This is a genomic window from Mitsuaria sp. BK037, assembly GCF_014193045.1.
Taxonomy (GTDB): domain Bacteria; phylum Pseudomonadota; class Gammaproteobacteria; order Burkholderiales; family Burkholderiaceae_C; genus Roseateles.
This window is the reverse complement of the sequence record NZ_JACHYS010000003.1, coordinates 675,374-694,645: the sequence shown is the minus strand read 5'-3', so window position 1 is coordinate 694,645 and position 19,272 is coordinate 675,374. Positions and strand designations below refer to the sequence as shown.

Below are 19,272 nucleotides of genomic sequence, written 5' to 3'. Positions count from 1 at the left end.
GATGACGCCTCTTCGGTTTCGCGATTGTTGCCGCGCCCATGAGCTCGCCTCTGACCCATTTTGACGCCGACGGACAAGCCCACATGGTGGACGTCTCCGGCAAGGATGTCACGCACCGCGTGGCGCGCGCGGCGGGGCGCATCCGGATGAAGCCGGCGACGCTGGCTTTGATCCGCGATGGGAACGCAAAAAAGGGCGATGTGATCGGCGTCGCGCGCATTGCCGCGATCCAGGCCGCGAAGCGGACGTCGGATCTGATTCCGCTGTGCCATCCGCTGCCGATCACGCGGGTGGCTGTCGAGTTCGAACTCGATGAGGCGGCGAGCGCGGTGGTCTGCACCGCGCAGGTCGAGACGCTGGGGCGTACCGGCGTAGAGATGGAGGCGCTGACCGCCGTGCAGGTGGGACTGCTGACCGTCTACGACATGTGCAAGGCGGCGGACCGAGGCATGGTCATGGAGCAGATCCGCGTGCTGGAGAAGCACGGCGGGAAGTCGGGCGACTGGACCGCCGAGGTCTGATCGTCGAAACGCCGCCCGACTCGCTTCAAACGGTCAGCGCAGTTCGCGGAAGCCGTATTCGCGCGAGGGCGCTTCGCACTGGAACGGCTTGGCCGCGGCGCCCAGTTGCGCGACCTCTTCACATTCGTTGAGCCACTCTTCGCTGGCGGTGTTGCGGAACTCTCTGAGGCGCTGGACCAGGTAGCGTGCCTTGTCGGTCTCGCCGACCGCGTTCAGCGATTTCGCCCAGGCCATCAGCAGGCGCGTATCGATCAGGTGATGCCCGGTTCGGCGTGCGGCCTCTAGCGCCACAGTGCCGGGTGGCTGCACCGTTGCCTGGGCGTAATCGGCTTGGAGCGCGAACAGCGGCGAACGCTGGCCGGCCGCGATGCGGTCGTCGAGCGAAGCGGCACCGGTCGGCGGTGCATAGATGTGGACGATGCGCAGGTAGTCGATCACGACCAGCGGCACGGCGGCCGCGACCACGACGCCCAGCGCCGCCAGCCATGGTCGACGCTGGCCTGTCGTCGACGCCGGCTCGCCGGCATCCTCGCCCGCCATGCAGAGCCCATAAGCGAGTGCAGCCGGAAGAAGGAAATAGGCGTACCAAAGGGGGTACTCGAACTGGCTGTGGAGGCCGATCATCGCGACCAGCATGGCCGCGCAACGGGTGGCCGCGCTGCCGCGCACGGCGCGGGCGAAGCCTGTCCACAGCCCCGCCGCGAGCAACGCGAGCGTGAGCAGCCCCAGCGGCAGGCCCATCTCGACCAGCAGCTGCAATTCGAGGTTGTGGGTGTGATCGAAGAACGCCACCGGGCGGTCGGGGAACGGCGTCATCGTCCACGCGAAATTGAAATCGCCCCAGCCGGAGCCGGTCAGCGGATAGCGCTGCAGCAGGCCGATGGCATTCTTCACGATCGCGATCCGCGACGGGGAGCCGGCGCCTTCCTCGGACACGCGCGACTGGGCGCCGAAGGCGTGATGGCTCAGCGCGGTGTAAGCCTCGAGGATCCCCCATCCGAGGGCGAACATCACGAGCGTCGAGCCCAGCGCGATGCGCACGCGGGGCGCGAGCCGGGCATCGACGGCACCCCAGAGGGCGAGCATCACCACGCCGATCATGCCCGTGCGGGAGGCGCTGAGCAGCACGCAGAAAACGAAGAGGAAGAGCAGTACGTGCAGTGCGACGGTGCCTCGCAGAGCTCCGCCCAGACGGCGGGCGAGCCAACCGCCTTGCGCCAGCCACACGGACGCGACGCACGCCCACATCAGCAGGCTCGCGAGGTGATTGGGCTGGCGCATGTTGCCGACCGCGCGACCGACGAGCCCCGAGCGTGCGATGACGTTGCCGTCGGCCAGCGACGGGAAGAACATCTGGACGAGGCTGACGGCAACGCTCAGCACACCAGCGCCGACGAGGGCAACGCAGAAGAGCGTCAGCACTTGGTCTCTCTGGTTGGCCACCACGGCGCGACCGGTTTGCGCTGCGAGCAATGCGCCGAGCAGCATTGCAATGCTGGTCAGCGACATGGACCAGGGGAGTCCATGGGTGAACGGCGCCGCCAAGGCGACGGCGGTCATCAGCAGCAGGGAGAGGGACACGCCGTCGTTGCGCCAGCCTGCGCGCAGGGAGCGTCCCCACGCCAGACCGGCGACCAGCAGCCCGAGACCTGCAAAGGCCATCAGCTGGTTGTAAAGCGTGGCCGACGGCGTCTGGTTGAAGGCGATCAGCGGGGCGAGCGTGACGCCAACGAGCAGGCCCAGGAGGATAAGCGGCCGGCGGGGCGGTACGACCGACTGCCCCGGATCAAAGGTGGACATATCGGCGGTACGAGTCGTCGCGGCGGGCGTCATGGGCAATTTGCGTCTTGCGGACTGACTACTTTACTGTCCTGGCGCATCAACGCCGCCGACGCCTCACTCATCAGCGGGTAGCGGCGGAAGCCGGAGCCGTCGGTATCGAAGGTGACGCGCTGAAGCGTTGCAGCACCGCCAGATTCTGTTGTTGTGAGGCCAGCGGGTCACGAACATTGGCTCGTGGCGTGCTGTACTCGAGTCGCACATTGTCGTCGGTGCTAACCCACACGGCGGGCGCTACGCCTGAACTGGCCACAAAGCGATCCACCCCATCGGGTGCGAGCAACCGGTCTCCGATCAGCGCTCGGAGTGGCCGGCCAAGGATTGTCCGAACCTCCTCAAGCTCCGCAAAGGACTCCAGCGTCTGCACCGCTTGCAGTCGAGGCATCGCGCGAGCGGGATCGTTGGTGGCGACCAAGACGCCCTGCCCACCCAACACATACAGGCTCACGAAGTGGAACGAGCTGCGCAGGCTGGCCACGACGGTTAGGATGTCCTCAGGCGTCAACCGGTGCAATTGCACCCACTGCTGTAGCACACCGTCCTCCGTCATCCTGCGCTTTGCCAGTTCATAGAACTCATGGTTGTAGAGCGAGGCGGCGCCCGCGAACCAGATAGAAGTCAGCTCGATGCTGACTACATCGTATTGATCTCGCGACAGCAACAGTAGATTGCGGCCGTCGGTCACACTGAGGTGCACGCCTGGCTGCGACGAGACCTGACGGTTGATCGCCGGAAAATGCTGGTCAGCGAGCCGCACGATATCGGCGCTGAGTTCCGCAATATCCACTCGCTTGAAACCCGCCTCGTGAAAAACGCGGCTGGTTGCCCCGGTTCCGTAGCCGATCACAAGCGCCCGCTCCCGACGCTCCTGATGCATTAGCGGCGCCATCGCGAAGCCGATCTGTGCCTGCATCTCTCCGGTGAGCCAGTCATTGCCTTGGAATTTTCCGTTGGTCAGCAGCGTCTTCAGAGGCCGGCCTTGAAGGTCGCCTTGCGCCACTGCGGTTAGGCCACCGTCAATGCTTTCTGCGTGGTCCACCACACGCCCCCAGTCCTGCGCCGCGAAATACACATTGGCACCTGAACTGAGAGTGCGGTAATCCAGCGTGGCGTCGCGGTGTTGCCAAAGGAGCCCGAGTGTTGCGACGGCGAATAGAGCGACCCAGCGTCGCGATCGTCCAGCAATGGAGGTTGTGAGCAGGATGAGTCCGAGCGCTATCGCGCAGAAAGCGATCAACAGAGCCGCATCCAAGCCGCCCCAGCGCGGCAACACAACGAATCCAAACAGCAGCACACCGACGATATTGCCCAGGGTATTGATTGCCGCCGCGGCACCGAGTCGCTTGACAGTAGCGCCAGAGGTCGCGATTTCCATCGCGAAAACGTAGGCCGCGCCGATGCACAGGGTCGGTGGCACCATGATCAGCATGCATACCATGCCGCGGATCGCTTCGCGGCTGCCGAAGCTTCGTACCGCCCCGTACTGTTGAAAACTGGCGAAATAGTCTGGGATAGCGTTCCATCCGCCAGTAGTGAGAACAATCGACGCGGCAAGGCACAGCAGGGCTGCGGCCAGGCCGGCCACAGGGGACAGTCGTCCGAGGAGTCGGCGCGCGCCTTCGCCCCCGAGCGATAGGCCCATGAGGAACGCGGCCAGCATCAACCCAAATGCATAGACGCTGTTGCCCGCCACGATCGACAGCAGGTGCACGTAGGTGACCTCCAGGCCAAGCGACAGCATGCCACCGATGCCCAGCGCCGCCATGGCCAACGTCACCTGCCGGCTGCCGAACGGCGTCTGGCTGGAGCCGGCCAGAGCGGCCGGCACGGCAGCACGGTCTGCGGCCGGCTGCTTGAGCAATTCAAGCGCGCCGAGCGCCACCATGAGGTTGAGCAAAGCGGCGATAAGCACAGTGCGCTGGATACCCACCGCCGGAATCACGAAGTAGGCCGTCAGGAGTGCGCCGAGCGCCGCGCCAATGGTGTTGCAGAAGTAGAGCCAAGCCACCCGATTGCCCAGCGAGCCGGCGGTGGCACCGAGCGCCTGAGCGAGCAACGGCAGCGTCATACCCATCAGTACCGTCGGCACGGAGAGTACTGCAGCGCCGAGCGCGATCCGCAGCACCAGCAGCTGTGGCGCGTCGGGTGGCACGCCCGCAGCCAAGGCCACGTATGCGGCCTGCGCGAGATCGAACAAGAAGGGCGATAGCACGCAGTAGCCTGCGATCGCAAGTTCGACGATGGCGTAATCGCGCAGCGGTCGATGCGAGCGTGTCGCTAGTACGCCGCCAATCAGTGCGCCGATCGACATGCCGCCGAGGAATGTCGCCAACACCGTGAAGGTCGCAGTGGCCGTGCTGCCGAAAACCAGAGCCAGCTTTTTCGCGAAGACGACCTGATACACCAATGCCGCAGCACCGGAAGTTACGAACATCAGACCGAAGCGATGCAGCCATCGACGCTGCACTTCAAGCTCCGCAGTGGCTTGGGGGCTTGGTGCTGGTTCGATGGGGGTGATCGCGTGCGCCTCGAATTGGCGTCGCCACGAGATCTGCAAGACCACGACCGCGATCGTGACGAGGAGCATACCGAAGGCGATCCATTGATGCTCCTGCAAGAAGGGCATCGCAAAGCGCATGCACAGCACCCAGACCAGCCACTGGCCAAAGCCGGCGATAACGACCCGCCGCTTGGCTGCCGACGTCCACGGAACTCCAGTCGTGACCATTGCCATTGCGCCAAGCACGAATGGGATGGCCACTATCAAGTCAATCAGATAGTGCTCGCCCAGGGCGATTGTTGCCGAGGCAACGCCCAAGGTCGCCAAGGCGCCAACAAGGCGCGGCAGCCAATGCCGCACGGTCTGCCATAACACGATGCACGCCGCCAAGGCCCAGCCGAAGTGCATCGACGGCATGCCGTTACGGGGGTAAGGGGCAAGCACAAGGACCTGCTGAAGAGTAACGGGCTTGGCGATTGCAGTCGCGAAACCCACGTCACCAAAGACGTAGCGCGGGCCTGTGATGGGAAACAGGTGATAAGCGACGCAGGCGGACATCGTCATCAACAGCCATATCAGCGTCACGCTCGGCACATGGGCCCGCTTGCCTGCGAGTTGCAAAGCCACCGCGCCAAGTAGGAACGCAGGCGTATAGGTGTAGAGAAACTCATGTAGTTCAAGCAACCCAGGAGATCCGCGGACAGCCTGCACAACCGACGCCGCGAAGCCAAAGTTCAGCAATTGATCCATGGCCAGCGCGTGGGTGTCCATGACCTCGGGATGAGCCGCCGCGGTCAATTGAAGCGCGGCGTTCGCAAGAACAATATTGAGCAACAGAAGAACCAAGACGCCGCGCATTCGGTAACCGATCAAGTCGGCAGGAATGGAACGACCAGCGAGCACAGCACGATGAATAACCAGCGCGATACATGGCACGCCGTATGCCAACAAGATGTGTTCGGGGTTGGAGGGGCGAAACACATCGGGTAGCAGCAAGGCAAGCAAAGCGTAGACCGCTGAGCCACCCATGAGCGACACGGCCATTGCGGTACGGCTAGGCAATGTTCCCCAAAACAGGATCACGAACAACACCGCAACGCTATCCACGACATTGAAGCGCTGAATGGCCGTGCCGAAGAACAAACTCGGAATGATTGAGGCTCCAGGCCAACTGCAGAGGCCAAGGCTGGCCGCTAACGCAAGAATCAGCAATGCAACCAACGCTGCCTTGATGGCTAGCTTGGTGTCTCGTACGCATGCGTCACTTGTGGACGTCGCAGGGTGAAGAGTCAGCGACGACGGCACTGCAGGCAAATATTCAGTCATGTAGGGAATGCGTGGTCCGCAGATGTGTGTCAGGCAATGAAGCGGAGCTTCAGAATGACTCGACGGGCGCAAATCCGACCGGATCGCCCGTGGTCTTGTCGATCAGCACGGACCAATCCAGACGACGCGCAATCACGGGAATCACCAGCAGCTGATCTGCGGGGCGGCCTGTGCGAGCAATGGCCGCGTCCACCTCCACGCGATTCGCCAACGACGTCAGGAGTGGCTCGAGTGGCTTGCCCACCTTTAGGGTTTCGCGGCGGGCGTCAGGCCCCCAAGTCCGCCAGAACAACGGTCGTGCGCCGAGGTCCGCCCCCGCCATGGCCATGAAGATGGCATCACCTTGTTCTTGCGCCGATGGCTCGGCCGTTGCCACCAACCATGGTCCGTTCAGTGGTAAAGACCTAAAGCCTTCCTGCGCACGCGGCAATTCCTCCGACACGACCTGAACCGCCGTGGTGACACGGAAACGCGACCCCTCCAGCGCCAGCGCGATCGGGCGTGCGACATAAACCGTATGCAAGCCATAGAAGAGCGCAGCAATTTGCAGGGCGACAATGACAATCAGGTCCCGCTTGAGCACCCGCATCGGCTTGCGGGGGTCGAAGATCGCAAGAGTAATCAGCGGGCCCATGACGATATCAACGCCCATCACAAGAAAAAGTAGGTGTTCGCCGCCCGAGATCACCCGATATGGCCAGGGATACCAAACCAGCAATACCAACGCTGCGACAGCCGTCGCTACCGCGATGCAACTGACCAGGTGGATGGCACTAGCACGGACACGAGTTCGCCATGCGAAGCGCGCGTCAGGGGGCGGTGTCAGCGGAAGCATGAATAAACCCGTGGGTGGGGAGAACGGCAGGTGTGGCCACTCGGTGTCGGCAGCCTTCCGTGAAATTGGAGTATTCGGGGCGGCGGTATGGTAACGCGGCAGTCCGAGGCAAAACTTCGGTTGAATACCTCCAAACGACGAAAGGAGCCCGTAGGCTCCTTCTTCATGGCGCTCCAGGCGCCTTTCAGTTCACAAGGCTAGATTACTTGCAGCTGGCCGGCAGATACTGCTTGGCAACCGTGCCGCCGGAGCAAGTCCAAACCACGACTTCGGTGTTGGCAGGCAGCGAGCTCTTGATGACCACGGTCTGGCCCGACAGCTTGGGTTCGACACTGCTGCCGGTAACCGTGATGTTGGTGCCATCGAAGGCCGTCGAGGCGACGACGCTGCCCGACGGAGCGGTCGGCATGGCGATGTCAGCGGTAGCGGGCATCGTGCCCTTGACCGTGACCCATTCCTGAATGTTGGCCTTCGGTTGAGCGGTGAACGCGTACATTTCCGACGCCTTGGCGCGGATGATGTAGTCACGATACGCCGGCAGAGCCACGGCGGCCAGGATGCCGATGATCGCCACGACGATCATCAGCTCGATCAGGGTGAAACCTTGTTGAACGCGCTTCATAAACACTCCAAAGAGAGATTAGGGGTAGAGACGACCTCCATGAACGCAGGGGTCGTGCCAGCCGCTTTCCTTCTCCGTTCCGTGACCCACTTCACAGCCTGTCGGCCGCAGCCTGACTTCAAGTGACCATTTTTGTCAGCCACCCTGCCACGATTTGTCAGTCGCCGAGGTGCTGCCAAAGTTTGTCGGCCAAGGTACGGGACCACCCGAAACAAAGCCGCCCGCAGCGAAGATCGGTGCGGGCGGCAGGTGTGGCGGCAGCGAACGTTAGGCCAGTGTGAACTCCTGGAAGTTCTCCAGGGCAGACAAGCGATGCGTCGTACGAAGCGCCATGACTGCCTCCATCACCGCCTCCCGTTCACCGGGTTTGATGTGGGTGATGTGTACATCAATCGAACCGTCTAGCTTCGCCAGTTCATCCCGCAATGTTGTCGGGCATAGGTGCTTGCTGATGCCGGCGAGCCCGCATTCGTCGTCGCCAAACGCGCATTCGATGACCAGATGCGCGACCTTGATCTCCGACAGCCGCTGCCAGAGCGCCGGATTCGGGCCGGTGTCTCCGGTGAAGACCCAGTGACCAAGCGCTCCGCCATCCACGGCAAAACCCACTGCGGGAACCGTATGCGCAGCGCTCAGCACCTCGATGCGGCGACCATCGCCGAGATCCAACCGATCGCCCACGGCGAACTCATGGAAGGTCAACGCGGGCCGATCCGTTGACGGCAAACGGGTGAAGTCCGGCCAGATGACGCCGTTGAATACGTGGGCCCGGAGGGCTTCCAGCGTTTCTCGAAGCGCATGGACCTTCACCGGCGGGCGGCCTGCCTGAGCGCGTCGGCGCTGGACCGTGTCAGCCAGCAAGCCGATCGCGAGGACGTGATCGAGGTGCGAATGCGTGACGAGGATATGGTCGACCTTGGCCATCGCCTCCACGGTGAGCTCGGCCACGCCGCTGCCGGCGTCGATGAGCACATCGTCGTCCAGCAGGAAGGAGGTGGTCCTGTAGCCGGCCGCCAGGGCGCCGGCGCAACCGAGCACGCGAATCTTCATGCCGGGGACTGTAGAGGCAGCCTTGCGCGGCGCTAAGCGCCGAATCCGCGAATCGGGGACTTATTGCCGTCGCTTACGCGACGCCGCCGGTGTGCCGTGAAAACCTGCACGCGTGTCGGTGATCGACCGACAGCGCCGAATCATCTGGATACAGGATTGGCGGCGATCCAACGCCCGATTTGACCGAAACGGCCGTGAAAAAGGGGCTCGCAAGCCCCTTTGACCGGATCTGCGGAGCGAAGCGTCAGACCTGCACGAATTGCATCTGTGTGCCGGCCAACTCGATCACATCACCGTTTTTCAACGGGACCGACTCGGCGGTCAGGGGCGCGCCGTTGACCACCGGTCTGGCGCCCCCCTCGACGTGCGCGAAGACATAACCGCTGGGCCGCTTGGTGATCGACGCCACCTGCACGCCGGGCTTGCCGACCGTCGTGACCACCTTGGTCAGCGTGACCTCACGGCCGGCTGCCGGCCCGTTGAGCACCTTGATGGCGGCGGGCGCGGTCGACACCGGCGCCGGGCCCAGACCGCCGAACGAGGACGGCAATCCAAAACCGCTGCTTGGGGCCGTGCCCGGGCGCAGGATCATCGTCTTCTCGTAGTCGGCGTTGTCCTCGACCAGATACTTGATCTTGTACTTCCCGACCTCGATCACGTCGCTGTGCGAGAGCAGCTGCTTCTTGATCGCCTTGCCGTTGATGTACGTGCCGTTGGTCGAGTTCAGATCCTCGATGAAGACATCCGCGCCAACCATCTGCAGCACGGCGTGCTCGCCGCTGACCGCCAGGTTGTCGATGACGATGTCGTTGTACGGCCGACGGCCGAGCGTGGTCTTGTCCTTGGTGACCTGCACTTCCTTGATCACCACGCCGTCGAGCGACACCACCAGCTTGCCCATGCTTGACCTCGAGTCCTGTCTTATTTGTAGCGGGCCGCCTCAACGGCGCCCATTGTTACGACTGAATGGCCACCACGCCCATGGCTTGGTGCGACTTTCCGCGCGAACCAGAACGATCGCAATATTATCCTTGCCGCCCATGTCATTGGCTGCGTCGACCAACGCCTGCGCCGCCTCAGGCAGGTCTTCGTGGCTTTGCAACACCTGTGCCACGCTGGCGTCATCGACCATGTCGGACAGCCCATCGCTGCACAGCAGGATCTGGTCGCCCGGCAGCAGCTCATGCTGATGGACTTCCAGCATCACCGTGTCCTCGACGCCCACGGCCCGCGTCACCAGATTCTTGTTGCTGCTGAAGACGGCTTCCTCGGGCGTCAGTAGACCTGCATCGATCTGTTCCTGCAGCAACGAATGGTCACGCGTCAACTGAACGAGTTGCCCTTCCCGCAAGCGGTAGGCGCGCGAGTCACCGACGTGTCCAAGCAGCAGACTCTGTTCTCTGAAGACTGCCAGAACCAGTGTCGTGCCCATGCCGGCGTAGCGCGGATTCGTGTTGGCGGCATTGAAGATCGCCCGGTTGGCGTTGTCGACGCAGATGTCCATCGCACGCCGCACATCGATGTCGGTCGCATGCTGCCCGCTCTCGGCCAGCCAGCGCCCCAGTTCCGACTTGATGAAGGTCGTCAGCATCTGGCTGGCGACTTCCCCGGCGTTGTAGCCCCCCATGCCGTCGGCGAGGACCGCCAGCCCGACGCCCGGCTCCAGGGCGACCGAGTCTTCATTGTTGTCGCGCACGCGTCCGGTGTCGGTGGCGCTGAAGAACTCCAGGGTCATGTCTTGCTGGCGGGATCGGCTGGGGGAAGGGGATTGTGCACTGCGCCCTGGGACTGTAGCCGCAAAGTTCGCTCGAATGCCTGTCCCGCTGGCGGGGGGGGTGTGGCGCCTGTGCTATTGGCCAATTCGACCGGAATCTGGCTCAACACCGCCTCCAGATCCTGAGCCATCAGGTCACCGCGCTGGTAGCGCAGCTCGGGGCGTTTCTCCAGCGCGAGAGCGACGATCAGCGCCAGCGATTCCGGGAGCTCCGGACGCAGGCGCCGGATGTCGGGCGCCGGCTGGTTGGTGATCTGATGCATCAGCGTGGCCATTGACTCGGACTGGTGGGGCAGATGGCCGGTGAGCAGCTGGAACAGCATCGCACCCAGCGAATACAAGTCGCTGCGCCCGTCCACCTGCAGGCCGGCCAGCTGTTCCGGCGACATGTAGGACGGCGTGCCCAGCACCAGGCCGGTCCGCGTGCGGCTGCCGTCGGCGACGCGCGCGATGCCGAAGTCCATGATCTTCACGCTGCCGGACTCGCGCTCCAGCATCACGTTCGCCGGCTTGATGTCGCGGTGCACGACGCCGTGTCCATGGGCGTAAGACAAGGCCCGCGCCAGCCGGGCACCGAGCAGCAGCACCTCCCGCAGGGGCAGCAGCTGCCCCGCTCGCGTGTGGTGGCTGAGATCCTGCCCGACGACGTACTCCATGGCGATCCAGGTGTCGCCGGCGCATTCGCCGGCGTCCAGGACGCGAAGGATGTCGGGGTGATCCAGGTGTCGCGCCGCGCTGGCTTCCCGCATGAAGCGGTCGCGGACGTCGATCAGGTCCTCGGGCGCGAATTCGCGTTGCAAGGCCAGCCGCTTGATCGCGACCGTTCCGCCGCTGCGCCGGTCGATCGCACGGTTGACCACCGCCATCGCCCCGCGACCGAGTTCCTCGCCGATCTCGTAGTCGTCGAGCGCCACGCCGGCCGCGCGCGGCATCGGCTGTGTCGTGGGCAGGGTGTCAGGCGCGCCATGCCCGTCCTCGTCGGACGCGCCCCGGCCCAGCAATCGCTTCAGAAAGCCGGAGGCGCTCATGGCATGGCGGGCCTTTCGTCAGGCTTCGGCCGGCTTGCGCGCAGCCAGCAGCTTGCCGACGATCAACACGAACAGTGCACCACCCACGCCCAGCGCGTAATAGACCTGCGGCAGCACTTCCGTGGTCCCGGGCTTGTCGCCCGGCTGCATCGGCACCCAGCTGTTCAGCGCCGGATCGGTGACCAGCATCGTGCCGGCGATCCAGCCCAGCAACATTGCGCCCAGCGTGATCACGATCGGGAACTTGTCCATCAGCTTGATCACCAGCTGGCTGCCCCAGACGATGATGGGGATCGAGACCAGCAGACCGAAGATCACCAGCGGCATCTGGTGATGGGAGCCCGCGCCTTCCGCGGCACCGGCGATCGCGATGACGTTGTCCAGGCTCATCACGAAGTCCGCGATGATGACGGTCTTCACCGCGCCCCAGAGCTTGTCGCTCGCTTCCATCTTCGAGTGGTCATCCTCTGCTTCCGGCATCAGCAGCTTGATGCCGATCCACAGCAGCAGCGCGCCGCCGACCAGCTTCAGGAACGGCAGCTTGAGCAGCGTGAGCGCGAAAAAGATCAGCACGACGCGCAGCACGATCGCGCCGGCAGTGCCCCACATGATGCCCTTCGTGCGAAGGTTGGGCGGCAGCTTGCGGCAGGCAAGCGCGATGACGACGGCGTTGTCGCCACCCAGCAGGATGTCGATCAGGATGATCTGGCCGACGGCGAGCCAGAACTCGGGGCTGGTGAACATGTCCATGGAGGGGAACCCGCGCCGGGCCTCGCGCAACGAGGGCCCAGTCTAAAGCGTTGGAGGGATGAACGAGAGAAGGGGCCCACTGGGCCCCTTCCTTGGTTCAGGGGGTGCGCGCGGATTGTCCCCGCCCTTCCCCTGGGATCGCAGTGCGTGAAATTACGCACCAGCGATCTTCCTCATCAGGTTTTTCCTGCTGCTTACAGCAGGCCCTTCAGCAGCTTGCCCATTTCAGACGGGTTGCGGGTCACGGTGAAGCCGCACTCTTCCATGATGGCCAGCTTGGCATCGGCCGTGTCGGCGCCGCCCGAGATCAGCGCGCCGGCGTGGCCCATGCGCTTTCCGGGAGGGGCGGTGACGCCGGCGATGAAGCCGACGACCGGCTTCTTCATGTTGGCCTTGCACCAGCGAGCGGCTTCCGCCTCGTCCGGGCCACCGATCTCGCCGATCATGATCACGGCGTCGGTGTCGGGATCGTCGTTGAAGGCCTTCATCACGTCGATGTGCTTCAGACCGTTGATCGGGTCACCGCCGATGCCGACGGCCGAGGACTGGCCCAGGCCGATCTCGGTCAGCTGCGCGACCGCTTCATAGGTCAGCGTGCCGGAGCGCGAGACCACGCCGATGCGGCCCTTGCGGTGGATGTGGCCGGGCATGATGCCAATCTTGATCTCGTCGGGCGTGATCAGGCCGGGGCAGTTCGGGCCCAGCAGCAGCGTCTTCTTGCCGCCGGCCAGTTCCTTGGCCTTCATCTTGTTGCGCACTTCCAGCATGTCGCGGACGGGGATGCCTTCCGTGATGCAGATCGCCAGGTCCAGGTCAGCCTCGACAGCTTCCCAGATCGCGGCGGCGGCGCCCGCGGGCGGCACGTAGATCACCGACACGGTCGCGCCGGTCTGGGCGGCGGCTTCCTTCACGGTGCCGTAGATGGGGATGTCCGAGAACTTCTCGCCCGCCTTCTTCGGGTTCACGCCGGCGACGAACGCGTTCTTGCCGTTGGCGTAGGCCTGGCAGCCCAGGGTGTGGAACTGACCGGTCTTGCCCGTGATGCCCTGGGTGATGACCTTGGTGTCCTTGTTGATGTAGATGCTCATGTCGTATTCCTTGGCTGGGTCTGCGGCTTACTTGACGGCGGCGACGATCTTGGTCGCGGCTTCGGCCATGGTGTCGGCGGCGATGATGGGCAGGCCGGACTCGGCCAGCATCTTCTTGCCCAGCTCTTCGTTGGTGCCCTTCATGCGGACGACCAGCGGCACATTCAGGTTGACGGCCTTGCAGGCGGTGATCACGCCTTCGGCGATGGTGTCGCACTTCATGATGCCGCCGAAGATGTTGACGAGGATGCCCTTCACCTCGGGGTTCTTCAGCATGATCTTGAAGGCCTCGGTGACCTTTTCGGCGGTGGCGCCGCCGCCGACGTCCAGGAAGTTGGCCGGCTCGCCGCCGAACAGCTTGATTGTGTCCATCGTGGCCATGGCCAGGCCGGCGCCGTTCACCAGGCAACCGATGTTGCCGTCCAGCGAGATGTAGGCCAGGTCGAACTTGGAGGCTTCGATCTCAGCCGGATCCTCTTCGTCCAGATCGCGGTAGGCGACGATTTCCGGATGACGGAACAGCGCGTTGGCGTCGAAGTTGAACTTGGCGTCCAGCGCGATCAGGTTGCCCTTGGAGTCGCAGTTCAGCGGGTTGATTTCCACCAGCGACGCGTCGGTGTCCATGTAGCACTTGTAGAGCTTGGCGAACAGGTCGACGGCCTGGTCCACCGAAGCGCCGGTCAGGCCGATGGCCGCGGCGATCTTCTTCGACTGCTCCGCGGTGATGCCGGTCAGCGGGTCGATGTACTCGGTGATGATCTTCTCGGGGGTCGAATGGGCGACTTCCTCGATGTCCATGCCACCCTCGCTCGACGCGATGAAGGCCACCTTCTGGGTGCCGCGGTCGGTCACCAGCGAGACATACAGCTCATTCTTGATGTCCGCGCCTTCCTCGATGTACAGGCGGCGGACCTTCTGGCCGGCCGGGCCGGTCTGGTGCGTGACCAGCTGCATGCCCAGGATCTGCTCGGACAGCGCCTTCACGTCGTCCAGGCTCTTGCCCAGCTTGACGCCGCCGCCCTTGCCGCGACCGCCGGCGTGGATCTGCGCCTTGACCACCCAGACCGGGCCGCCCAGCTTCTGCGCGGCTTCGACCGCTTCTTGCACCGTGAACGCGGGAATGCCGCGCGGCACCGGCACGCCGAACTGGCGCAGGATTTCCTTGCCCTGGTACTCGTGAATCTTCATAGGGAGGTCTCGCTTGATGGATGAATCAGGAAGAGGCCGCCGATGCCGCGGACGCTCCGCGATGCCGGCGTTGAGATGGGGTTTGCAGCGCCGGATTCAGCCGGGCCTCCGCGACAAGGATCCCGTCGTCGCGGCCATAGGACCTCGCGTCGACGGTTCGGCGACGTTGCGGCGGATGGCGCTCGGGGGAGGCGGTGAAAGACATAAACCGATGCAAACACGCAAAAACACGCCCGCGGACGAACGCCGGCGGGCTGGTTTGCGAAGCCGAAAATGTAGCATGCTGCGTTGCATCAAGCCCTTGGCGCGGTTGTGCCGCGCACTGGCGTGGGCTTGTCAGCGGCTCGAAAGGTGCTCGTGACGCACGAAGTTTCAGGCGGTTTCGGCGCCTGTCACCGCTTCAAGCGTCAGGTCCGGCGGCGACGCGGCGCACCGCCTTGCGGGCGAGTTCGGATCCAAAGCCTCGCCCCATCAGGAAGCGCAGCCGTTTGGCCTCCGCCGACGCGTCCACCGGCGCTCCCTCGCCGAACTTGCGACGCAGCAACTCACAAGCGCGGTCCAGCTCTCCAGCCGCCAGCGCCGATCGCTGCTCCGCGTCGAGCGCCAACCCATGCTGGGCGAGCTCCTGCTCGATGCGGCGCTGTCCGAAGCGCTGAGAGCGCGCGTGGATGCGCGACTCGACGAATCGCGATTCGTCGAGATAGCCGTTCGCCTTGAGCCAGTCGAGGACCGCGTCCACTTCCTCGGTCAGGGTGACCGCCTGGGCTTCGGAGCTGCCCGGATCCTCGGCCTCGGAACGCCCGGCGCCCGGTGCGGGGTTCGAAGAGGGATTGCCCTCGCTGGCGGCGGCCTCGATCAGCGCAGCTTGTCGATCACGGGCAATGCGCAGCAGCTTGCGGCGCAGCTCCATCGCGCTGTGCTCGCGCTGCGCGAGCAGGGCCACGGCTCTGGCCTTGAGCGACAGCGGCTGCGAGGCCGAACCCCGCCGGCTTCCGGACGGGGTCATGCCGTCGCCCGGTGCTTACTCAGCGTCGCCAGGTGCGGCGCCCAGCAGGGGGATACCCAGCGATTCGCGGATCTTGTTTTCGATCTCGACCGCCAGGTCGGGGTTCTCGCGCAGGAACTCGCGCGCGTTGTCCTTGCCCTGGCCGATCTTCTCGCCGCTGTAGGCGTACCAAGCCCCCGACTTGTCGACGATCTTCGCGGTCACGCCCATGTCGATGATCTCGCCCTCGCGGCTGATGCCCTCGCCGTAAAGGATGTCGAATTCCGCCGTCTTGAACGGGGGCGCCACCTTGTTCTTCACGACCTTGACCTTGGTCTCGGAGCCGATGACTTCCTCGCCCTTCTTGATCGAGCCGATGCGACGGATGTCCAGGCGCACCGAGGCGTAGAACTTCAGCGCATTGCCGCCGGTGGTCGTTTCGGGCGAACCGAACATCACGCCGATCTTCATCCGGATCTGGTTGATGAAGATGACGGTGCAGTTGGTCTTCTTGATGGTGGCGGTCAGCTTGCGCAGCGCCTGGCTCATCAGGCGGGCCTGCAGGCCAGGCAGCGCGTCGCCCATCTCGCCTTCAAGCTCGGCCTTCGGCGTCAGCGCGGCGACCGAGTCCACGATGATCAGGTCCACCGAGCCCGAACGCACCAGAGAGTCCACGATCTCCAGCGCCTGTTCGCCGGTGTCGGGCTGGCTGATCAGCAGCTCCTGCAGGTTGACGCCCAGCTTCTGCGCGTACTGGACGTCCAGGGCATGCTCGGCGTCGATGAAGGCGCACACGCCGTCCAGCTTCTGCATCTGGGCGATGACCTGCAGCGTCAGCGTGGTCTTGCCGGACGATTCCGGACCGTAGATCTCGATCACGCGGCCGCGGGGCAGGCCACCGACGCCCAGCGCGATGTCCAGGCCCAGCGAGCCGGTGGAGACGACCTGGATGTCCTCGATCTTCTCGCCTTCGGCCAGCCGCATGATCGAGCCCTTGCCGAACTGCTTTTCGATCTGGGCGAGGGCGGCCTGCAGGGCCTTGGCTTTTTCGGTGTTGGCGTTCTTCACGGGGGCGTCCATGCAATCTTCTCCTGTTGGCTGCGGCGGATTATGGCGCAATCTGTATATCTGTACAGTACTTTGTCGACCCGTGCCGCCCGTCGGTGCGGCTTCGGCGCTGTCGATGGCGGGATGTTAGGCCGCAGGTGGCTCACAGGATGAGCCAGCCGCACAACTCCCCCCGTTTTCGCCAAAGAGGGGGAAGAGCCGCCCCCCAAGCTGTCGCCCACCTGACTGGTGCCCCGCTCATCGACCTGAGGACGGCTCGGAAACGCCTAGGGAAGCGCCCCGGACCGCTCCCTAGAATGTCTCCATAACCAGAGGGGACGACACATGCGCATCTTGATCGCCGAAGACGACCAGGTCCTGGCCGATGGCCTGCTGCGCTCGTTGCGAGCCTCGGGTTGCGCCGTCGACCAGGTCGGCAGCGGCAGCGAGGCCGACGCCGCGCTCGCCTCGCATGAGTTCGACCTGCTGATCCTCGATCTGGGATTGCCGAAGCTGCATGGACTGGAAGTGCTGCGTCGGCTGCGGGCGCGCGGATCGTCCGTGCCGGTGCTGATCCTGACCGCGGCGGACAGCATCGAGGAGCGCGTCAAGGGCCTGGACCTTGGCGCCGACGACTACATGGCCAAGCCCTTCTCGCTGCAGGAACTCGAGGCGCGTGTGCGCGCGTTGACGCGCCGCGGCCTGGGCACCGCCTCCAGCGTGATCCGCCATGGCCCGTTGACGTTCGACGCCACCGGCCGCGTCGCTTACATCAACGATCAGATGGTGGAACTGTCGGCGCGGGAGCTGTCGCTGCTCGAGGTGCTGCTGCAGCGCGCGGGACGGCTGGTCAGCAAGGACCAGTTGGTCGAGCGCCTGTGCGAGTGGGGCGAAGAAGTCAGCAACAACGCGATCGAGGTCTACATCCATCGGCTGCGCAAGAAGATCGAGCAGGGGCCGATCCGCATCGCGACGGTGCGCGGGCTCGGCTACTGCCTTGAAAAGATTCCGGGCTGAGGCGCGGGGCGTCCCGGAGCCCCTGGGCGCACGCTTGATCGAGGACGCGCGGCATGGCGGGTGAATCGTCCGGCCATCGCTCGCTGTTCGGCGAGATCCTGGACTGGATGCTCGCCCCGCTGCTGGTCATCTGGCCGATCAGCGTCGCGCTGACCTGGCTGGTGGCGCAGGGCATCGCGAACAAGCCCTACGACCGCGAGCTCGACGAAATGGCGCGCACGCTCGGCCTGCAGGTCGCGACGGAGCCGGGGCCCGGCGACGCCTCCACGCGACGTGGGCGGTCGCGCTACGCACTGGCCCCCGAGGCCGCGGCGCTGCTGCGGGCGGACGAGTCCGACACGGTTTACTACCAGGTGCTGGGCCTGCGCGGCGAACTGCTGAGCGGCGACGCCCAGTTGCCGGTGCCCGAGGTCGAGCCGCCGATCGTGCCTTGGGAGGTCAACCGTCGCTTCGACGAGGTCAACAACGAGGCGGTGCGGGTGTCCTACCTGTGGGTGGTGCCGGAGGGGATGGCCGGTGGCGACAAGATGATGCTGGTCCAGGTCGCGGAGACGCTGGGCAAGCGCTCGCGGCTGACCAACGAGATCATCAAGGGCGTGATCCTGCCGCAGTTCGTGATCCTGCCGCTGGCGGTGCTGCTGGTGTGGCTGGCGCTGGCGCGCGGCATCGCGCCGCTCAACGACCTGCAGCGCCGCATCCGCTCGCGGGACAGTTCCGACCTGAGCCCCATCGACGAGCAGCGCATCCCCGACGAGGTGGCCCCGCTGGTGCAGGCGATCAACGACCTGCTCGAGCGGCTCGATCAATCGATCCGCGCGCAGAAGCACTTCCTGGCCGACGCCGCGCATCAGCTCAAGACGCCGCTGGCGGGGCTGCGGACGCAGGCCGAGCTCGCCCAGCGCGAGATCGACGAGGGTCGCAGCTCGCCGTCGGAGCTGCGGCGTTCGCTCAAGCAGATCGCGGTCTCCAGCCAGCGTGCGGCCCACATGGTGAACCAGCTGCTGGCGATGGCCCGCGCCGAGGACCAGGAGCACGCCGCGCGCCGCAGCGAGGTGAACCTGGCGGTGCTGGCGATCGAGACGGTGCGCGATTTCGTGCCGCGCGCGATGGAGAAGCGCCTGGACCTCGGTTATGAGGGGCCGGAGGCCAGCCAGGCGGGCCTGCGCATCCACGGCCATCCCCTGCTGATCCGCGAGCTGATCCGCAATCTGGTGGACAACGCCTTGCTGTACACCCCCAGTGGAGGGACGGTGACCGTGCGGGTGGTCGAGGATCCGTTCGGCCAGGTCTGCGTGCTGCAGGTGGAGGACTCGGGGCCGGGCATCGCGGAGGCGGAGCGCGAGCAGGTCTTCCAGCCGTTCTACCGCGCGCTGGGCACCAATGTCGACGGCTCGGGGCTGGGCCTGGCGATCGTGCGCGAGATCGTCCAGCAGCACGACGCGGAGATCGCGGTCGACGACACGCGGGCACGCCGTCAGGCGGAGGCGGAAGGTGTGGGCCCTGGCGCGCGGTTCACGGTGCGCTTCGCCGCCCATCCGCTTGCCCAGGGCGAACGTTGAACCCGGCGGCGACGCATCCTCCACCCATCCGTCATTCGGTGCCCTGAACCTGGAGCCGGCGAGCGATCCCGCCTCAGTTCGAGCTAGCGACAACCCTTCCGGGCTTTCGAAGAATCACCGCCTCCTTCCTACTGAAGCGCAGG

16 protein-coding genes are annotated in these 19,272 nt (G+C 64.9%); 3 read left to right on the top strand and 13 right to left on the bottom strand.

The window, feature by feature from the left end; all coding sequences use genetic code 11:
• Positions 1 to 38: 38 nt before the first annotated feature.
• Positions 39 to 521 (top strand): cyclic pyranopterin monophosphate synthase MoaC, encoded by a 483-nt coding sequence (moaC, locus tag FHT37_RS19840; protein WP_183483831.1) that lies wholly within the window; start codon positions 39 to 41, stop codon positions 519 to 521.
• Positions 522 to 554: 33 nt separating this feature from the next.
• Here the strand turns inward: moaC and FHT37_RS19835 are convergent, their stop codons facing one another.
• The 13 genes from FHT37_RS19835 to recA form a co-directional block, all read right to left on the bottom strand.
• Entirely contained in the window at positions 555 to 2,354 is a 1,800-nt protein-coding gene (locus tag FHT37_RS19835; protein WP_183483829.1) for a PglL family O-oligosaccharyltransferase, read from the bottom strand.
• Between the two features lie 70 nt (positions 2,355 to 2,424).
• Complete coding sequence (locus FHT37_RS19830) at positions 2,425 to 6,186, bottom strand: fused MFS/spermidine synthase (protein WP_183483827.1); 3,762 nt, start codon at positions 6,184 to 6,186, stop codon at positions 2,425 to 2,427.
• A 49-nt stretch (positions 6,187 to 6,235) separates the two neighbouring features.
• Positions 6,236 to 6,910: a pilus assembly protein gene (locus tag FHT37_RS19825; protein ID WP_183495094.1), complete on the bottom strand. Its 675-nt coding sequence runs from the start codon at positions 6,908 to 6,910 to the stop codon at positions 6,236 to 6,238.
• 313 nt (positions 6,911 to 7,223) lie between these two features.
• Positions 7,224 to 7,643, bottom strand: coding sequence for a pilin (locus FHT37_RS19820; protein WP_183483823.1), 420 nt, complete (start codon positions 7,641 to 7,643; stop codon positions 7,224 to 7,226).
• Positions 7,644 to 7,910: 267 nt separating this feature from the next.
• On the bottom strand, positions 7,911 to 8,693 hold the full coding sequence (locus FHT37_RS19815) for an MBL fold metallo-hydrolase (RefSeq protein WP_147240525.1): 783 nt from the start codon (positions 8,691 to 8,693) through the stop codon (positions 7,911 to 7,913).
• 244 nt (positions 8,694 to 8,937) lie between these two features.
• Positions 8,938 to 9,594: an FHA domain-containing protein gene (locus tag FHT37_RS19810; protein WP_091730306.1), complete on the bottom strand. Its 657-nt coding sequence runs from the start codon at positions 9,592 to 9,594 to the stop codon at positions 8,938 to 8,940.
• Between the two features lie 39 nt (positions 9,595 to 9,633).
• Positions 9,634 to 10,428, bottom strand: a complete 795-nt coding sequence (locus FHT37_RS19805; RefSeq protein ID WP_091730304.1) for a Stp1/IreP family PP2C-type Ser/Thr phosphatase — start codon at positions 10,426 to 10,428, stop codon at positions 9,634 to 9,636.
• Positions 10,425 to 11,495 carry a serine/threonine-protein kinase gene (locus FHT37_RS19800; RefSeq protein ID WP_091730299.1) on the bottom strand — a complete coding sequence of 357 codons (1,071 nt, stop codon included), beginning with the start codon at positions 11,493 to 11,495 and terminating at the stop codon, positions 10,425 to 10,427. Before FHT37_RS19800 ends, FHT37_RS19805 begins: the two co-directional genes overlap by 4 nt.
• A gap of 18 nt (positions 11,496 to 11,513) precedes the next feature.
• Positions 11,514 to 12,245, bottom strand: coding sequence for a TerC family protein (locus tag FHT37_RS19795; RefSeq protein WP_091730296.1), 732 nt, complete (start codon positions 12,243 to 12,245; stop codon positions 11,514 to 11,516).
• A 194-nt stretch (positions 12,246 to 12,439) separates the two neighbouring features.
• Positions 12,440 to 13,333 (bottom strand): succinate--CoA ligase subunit alpha, encoded by an 894-nt coding sequence (gene sucD / locus FHT37_RS19790; RefSeq protein ID WP_091730292.1) that lies wholly within the window; start codon positions 13,331 to 13,333, stop codon positions 12,440 to 12,442.
• Positions 13,334 to 13,360: 27 nt separating this feature from the next.
• Entirely contained in the window at positions 13,361 to 14,521 is a 1,161-nt protein-coding gene (sucC, locus tag FHT37_RS19785; RefSeq protein WP_091730289.1) for an ADP-forming succinate--CoA ligase subunit beta, read from the bottom strand.
• Between the two features lie 400 nt (positions 14,522 to 14,921).
• Entirely contained in the window at positions 14,922 to 15,527 is a 606-nt protein-coding gene (locus FHT37_RS19780; RefSeq protein WP_183483821.1) for a regulatory protein RecX, read from the bottom strand.
• 15 nt (positions 15,528 to 15,542) lie between these two features.
• On the bottom strand, positions 15,543 to 16,586 hold the full coding sequence (recA, locus tag FHT37_RS19775; RefSeq protein WP_091730281.1) for a recombinase RecA: 1,044 nt from the start codon (positions 16,584 to 16,586) through the stop codon (positions 15,543 to 15,545).
• A 312-nt stretch (positions 16,587 to 16,898) separates the two neighbouring features.
• Here recA and FHT37_RS19770 point away from each other — a divergent pair, with 312 nt between their 5' ends.
• Complete coding sequence (locus FHT37_RS19770) at positions 16,899 to 17,570, top strand: response regulator transcription factor (RefSeq protein WP_091730277.1); 672 nt, start codon at positions 16,899 to 16,901, stop codon at positions 17,568 to 17,570.
• A 53-nt stretch (positions 17,571 to 17,623) separates the two neighbouring features.
• Entirely contained in the window at positions 17,624 to 19,129 is a 1,506-nt protein-coding gene (locus FHT37_RS19765; protein ID WP_091730271.1) for a sensor histidine kinase, read from the top strand.
• The last annotated feature ends 143 nt before the right edge of the window (positions 19,130 to 19,272 follow it).

Excerpts from the sequence above, each read along its gene's own strand:
- moaC (WP_183483831.1), top strand. The coding sequence starts at position 39 with ATGAGCTCGCCTCTGACCCATTTTGACGCCGACGGACAAGCCCACATG.
- FHT37_RS19835 (WP_183483829.1), bottom strand. The coding sequence starts at position 2,354 with ATGACGCCCGCCGCGACGACTCGTACCGCCGATATGTCCACCTTTGAT.
- FHT37_RS19830 (WP_183483827.1), bottom strand. The coding sequence starts at position 6,186 with ATGACTGAATATTTGCCTGCAGTGCCGTCGTCGCTGACTCTTCACCCT.
- FHT37_RS19820 (WP_183483823.1), bottom strand. The coding sequence starts at position 7,643 with ATGAAGCGCGTTCAACAAGGTTTCACCCTGATCGAGCTGATGATCGTC.
- FHT37_RS19815 (WP_147240525.1), bottom strand. The coding sequence starts at position 8,693 with ATGAAGATTCGCGTGCTCGGTTGCGCCGGCGCCCTGGCGGCCGGCTAC.
- FHT37_RS19810 (WP_091730306.1), bottom strand. The coding sequence starts at position 9,594 with ATGGGCAAGCTGGTGGTGTCGCTCGACGGCGTGGTGATCAAGGAAGTG.
- FHT37_RS19805 (WP_091730304.1), bottom strand. The coding sequence starts at position 10,428 with ATGACCCTGGAGTTCTTCAGCGCCACCGACACCGGACGCGTGCGCGAC.
- FHT37_RS19800 (WP_091730299.1), bottom strand. The coding sequence starts at position 11,495 with ATGAGCGCCTCCGGCTTTCTGAAGCGATTGCTGGGCCGGGGCGCGTCC.
- FHT37_RS19795 (WP_091730296.1), bottom strand. The coding sequence starts at position 12,245 with ATGGACATGTTCACCAGCCCCGAGTTCTGGCTCGCCGTCGGCCAGATC.
- sucD (WP_091730292.1), bottom strand. The coding sequence starts at position 13,333 with ATGAGCATCTACATCAACAAGGACACCAAGGTCATCACCCAGGGCATC.
- sucC (WP_091730289.1), bottom strand. The coding sequence starts at position 14,521 with ATGAAGATTCACGAGTACCAGGGCAAGGAAATCCTGCGCCAGTTCGGC.
- FHT37_RS19780 (WP_183483821.1), bottom strand. The coding sequence starts at position 15,527 with ATGACCCCGTCCGGAAGCCGGCGGGGTTCGGCCTCGCAGCCGCTGTCG.
- recA (WP_091730281.1), bottom strand. The coding sequence starts at position 16,586 with ATGGACGCCCCCGTGAAGAACGCCAACACCGAAAAAGCCAAGGCCCTG.
- FHT37_RS19770 (WP_091730277.1), top strand. The coding sequence starts at position 16,899 with ATGCGCATCTTGATCGCCGAAGACGACCAGGTCCTGGCCGATGGCCTG.
- FHT37_RS19765 (WP_091730271.1), top strand. The coding sequence starts at position 17,624 with ATGGCGGGTGAATCGTCCGGCCATCGCTCGCTGTTCGGCGAGATCCTG.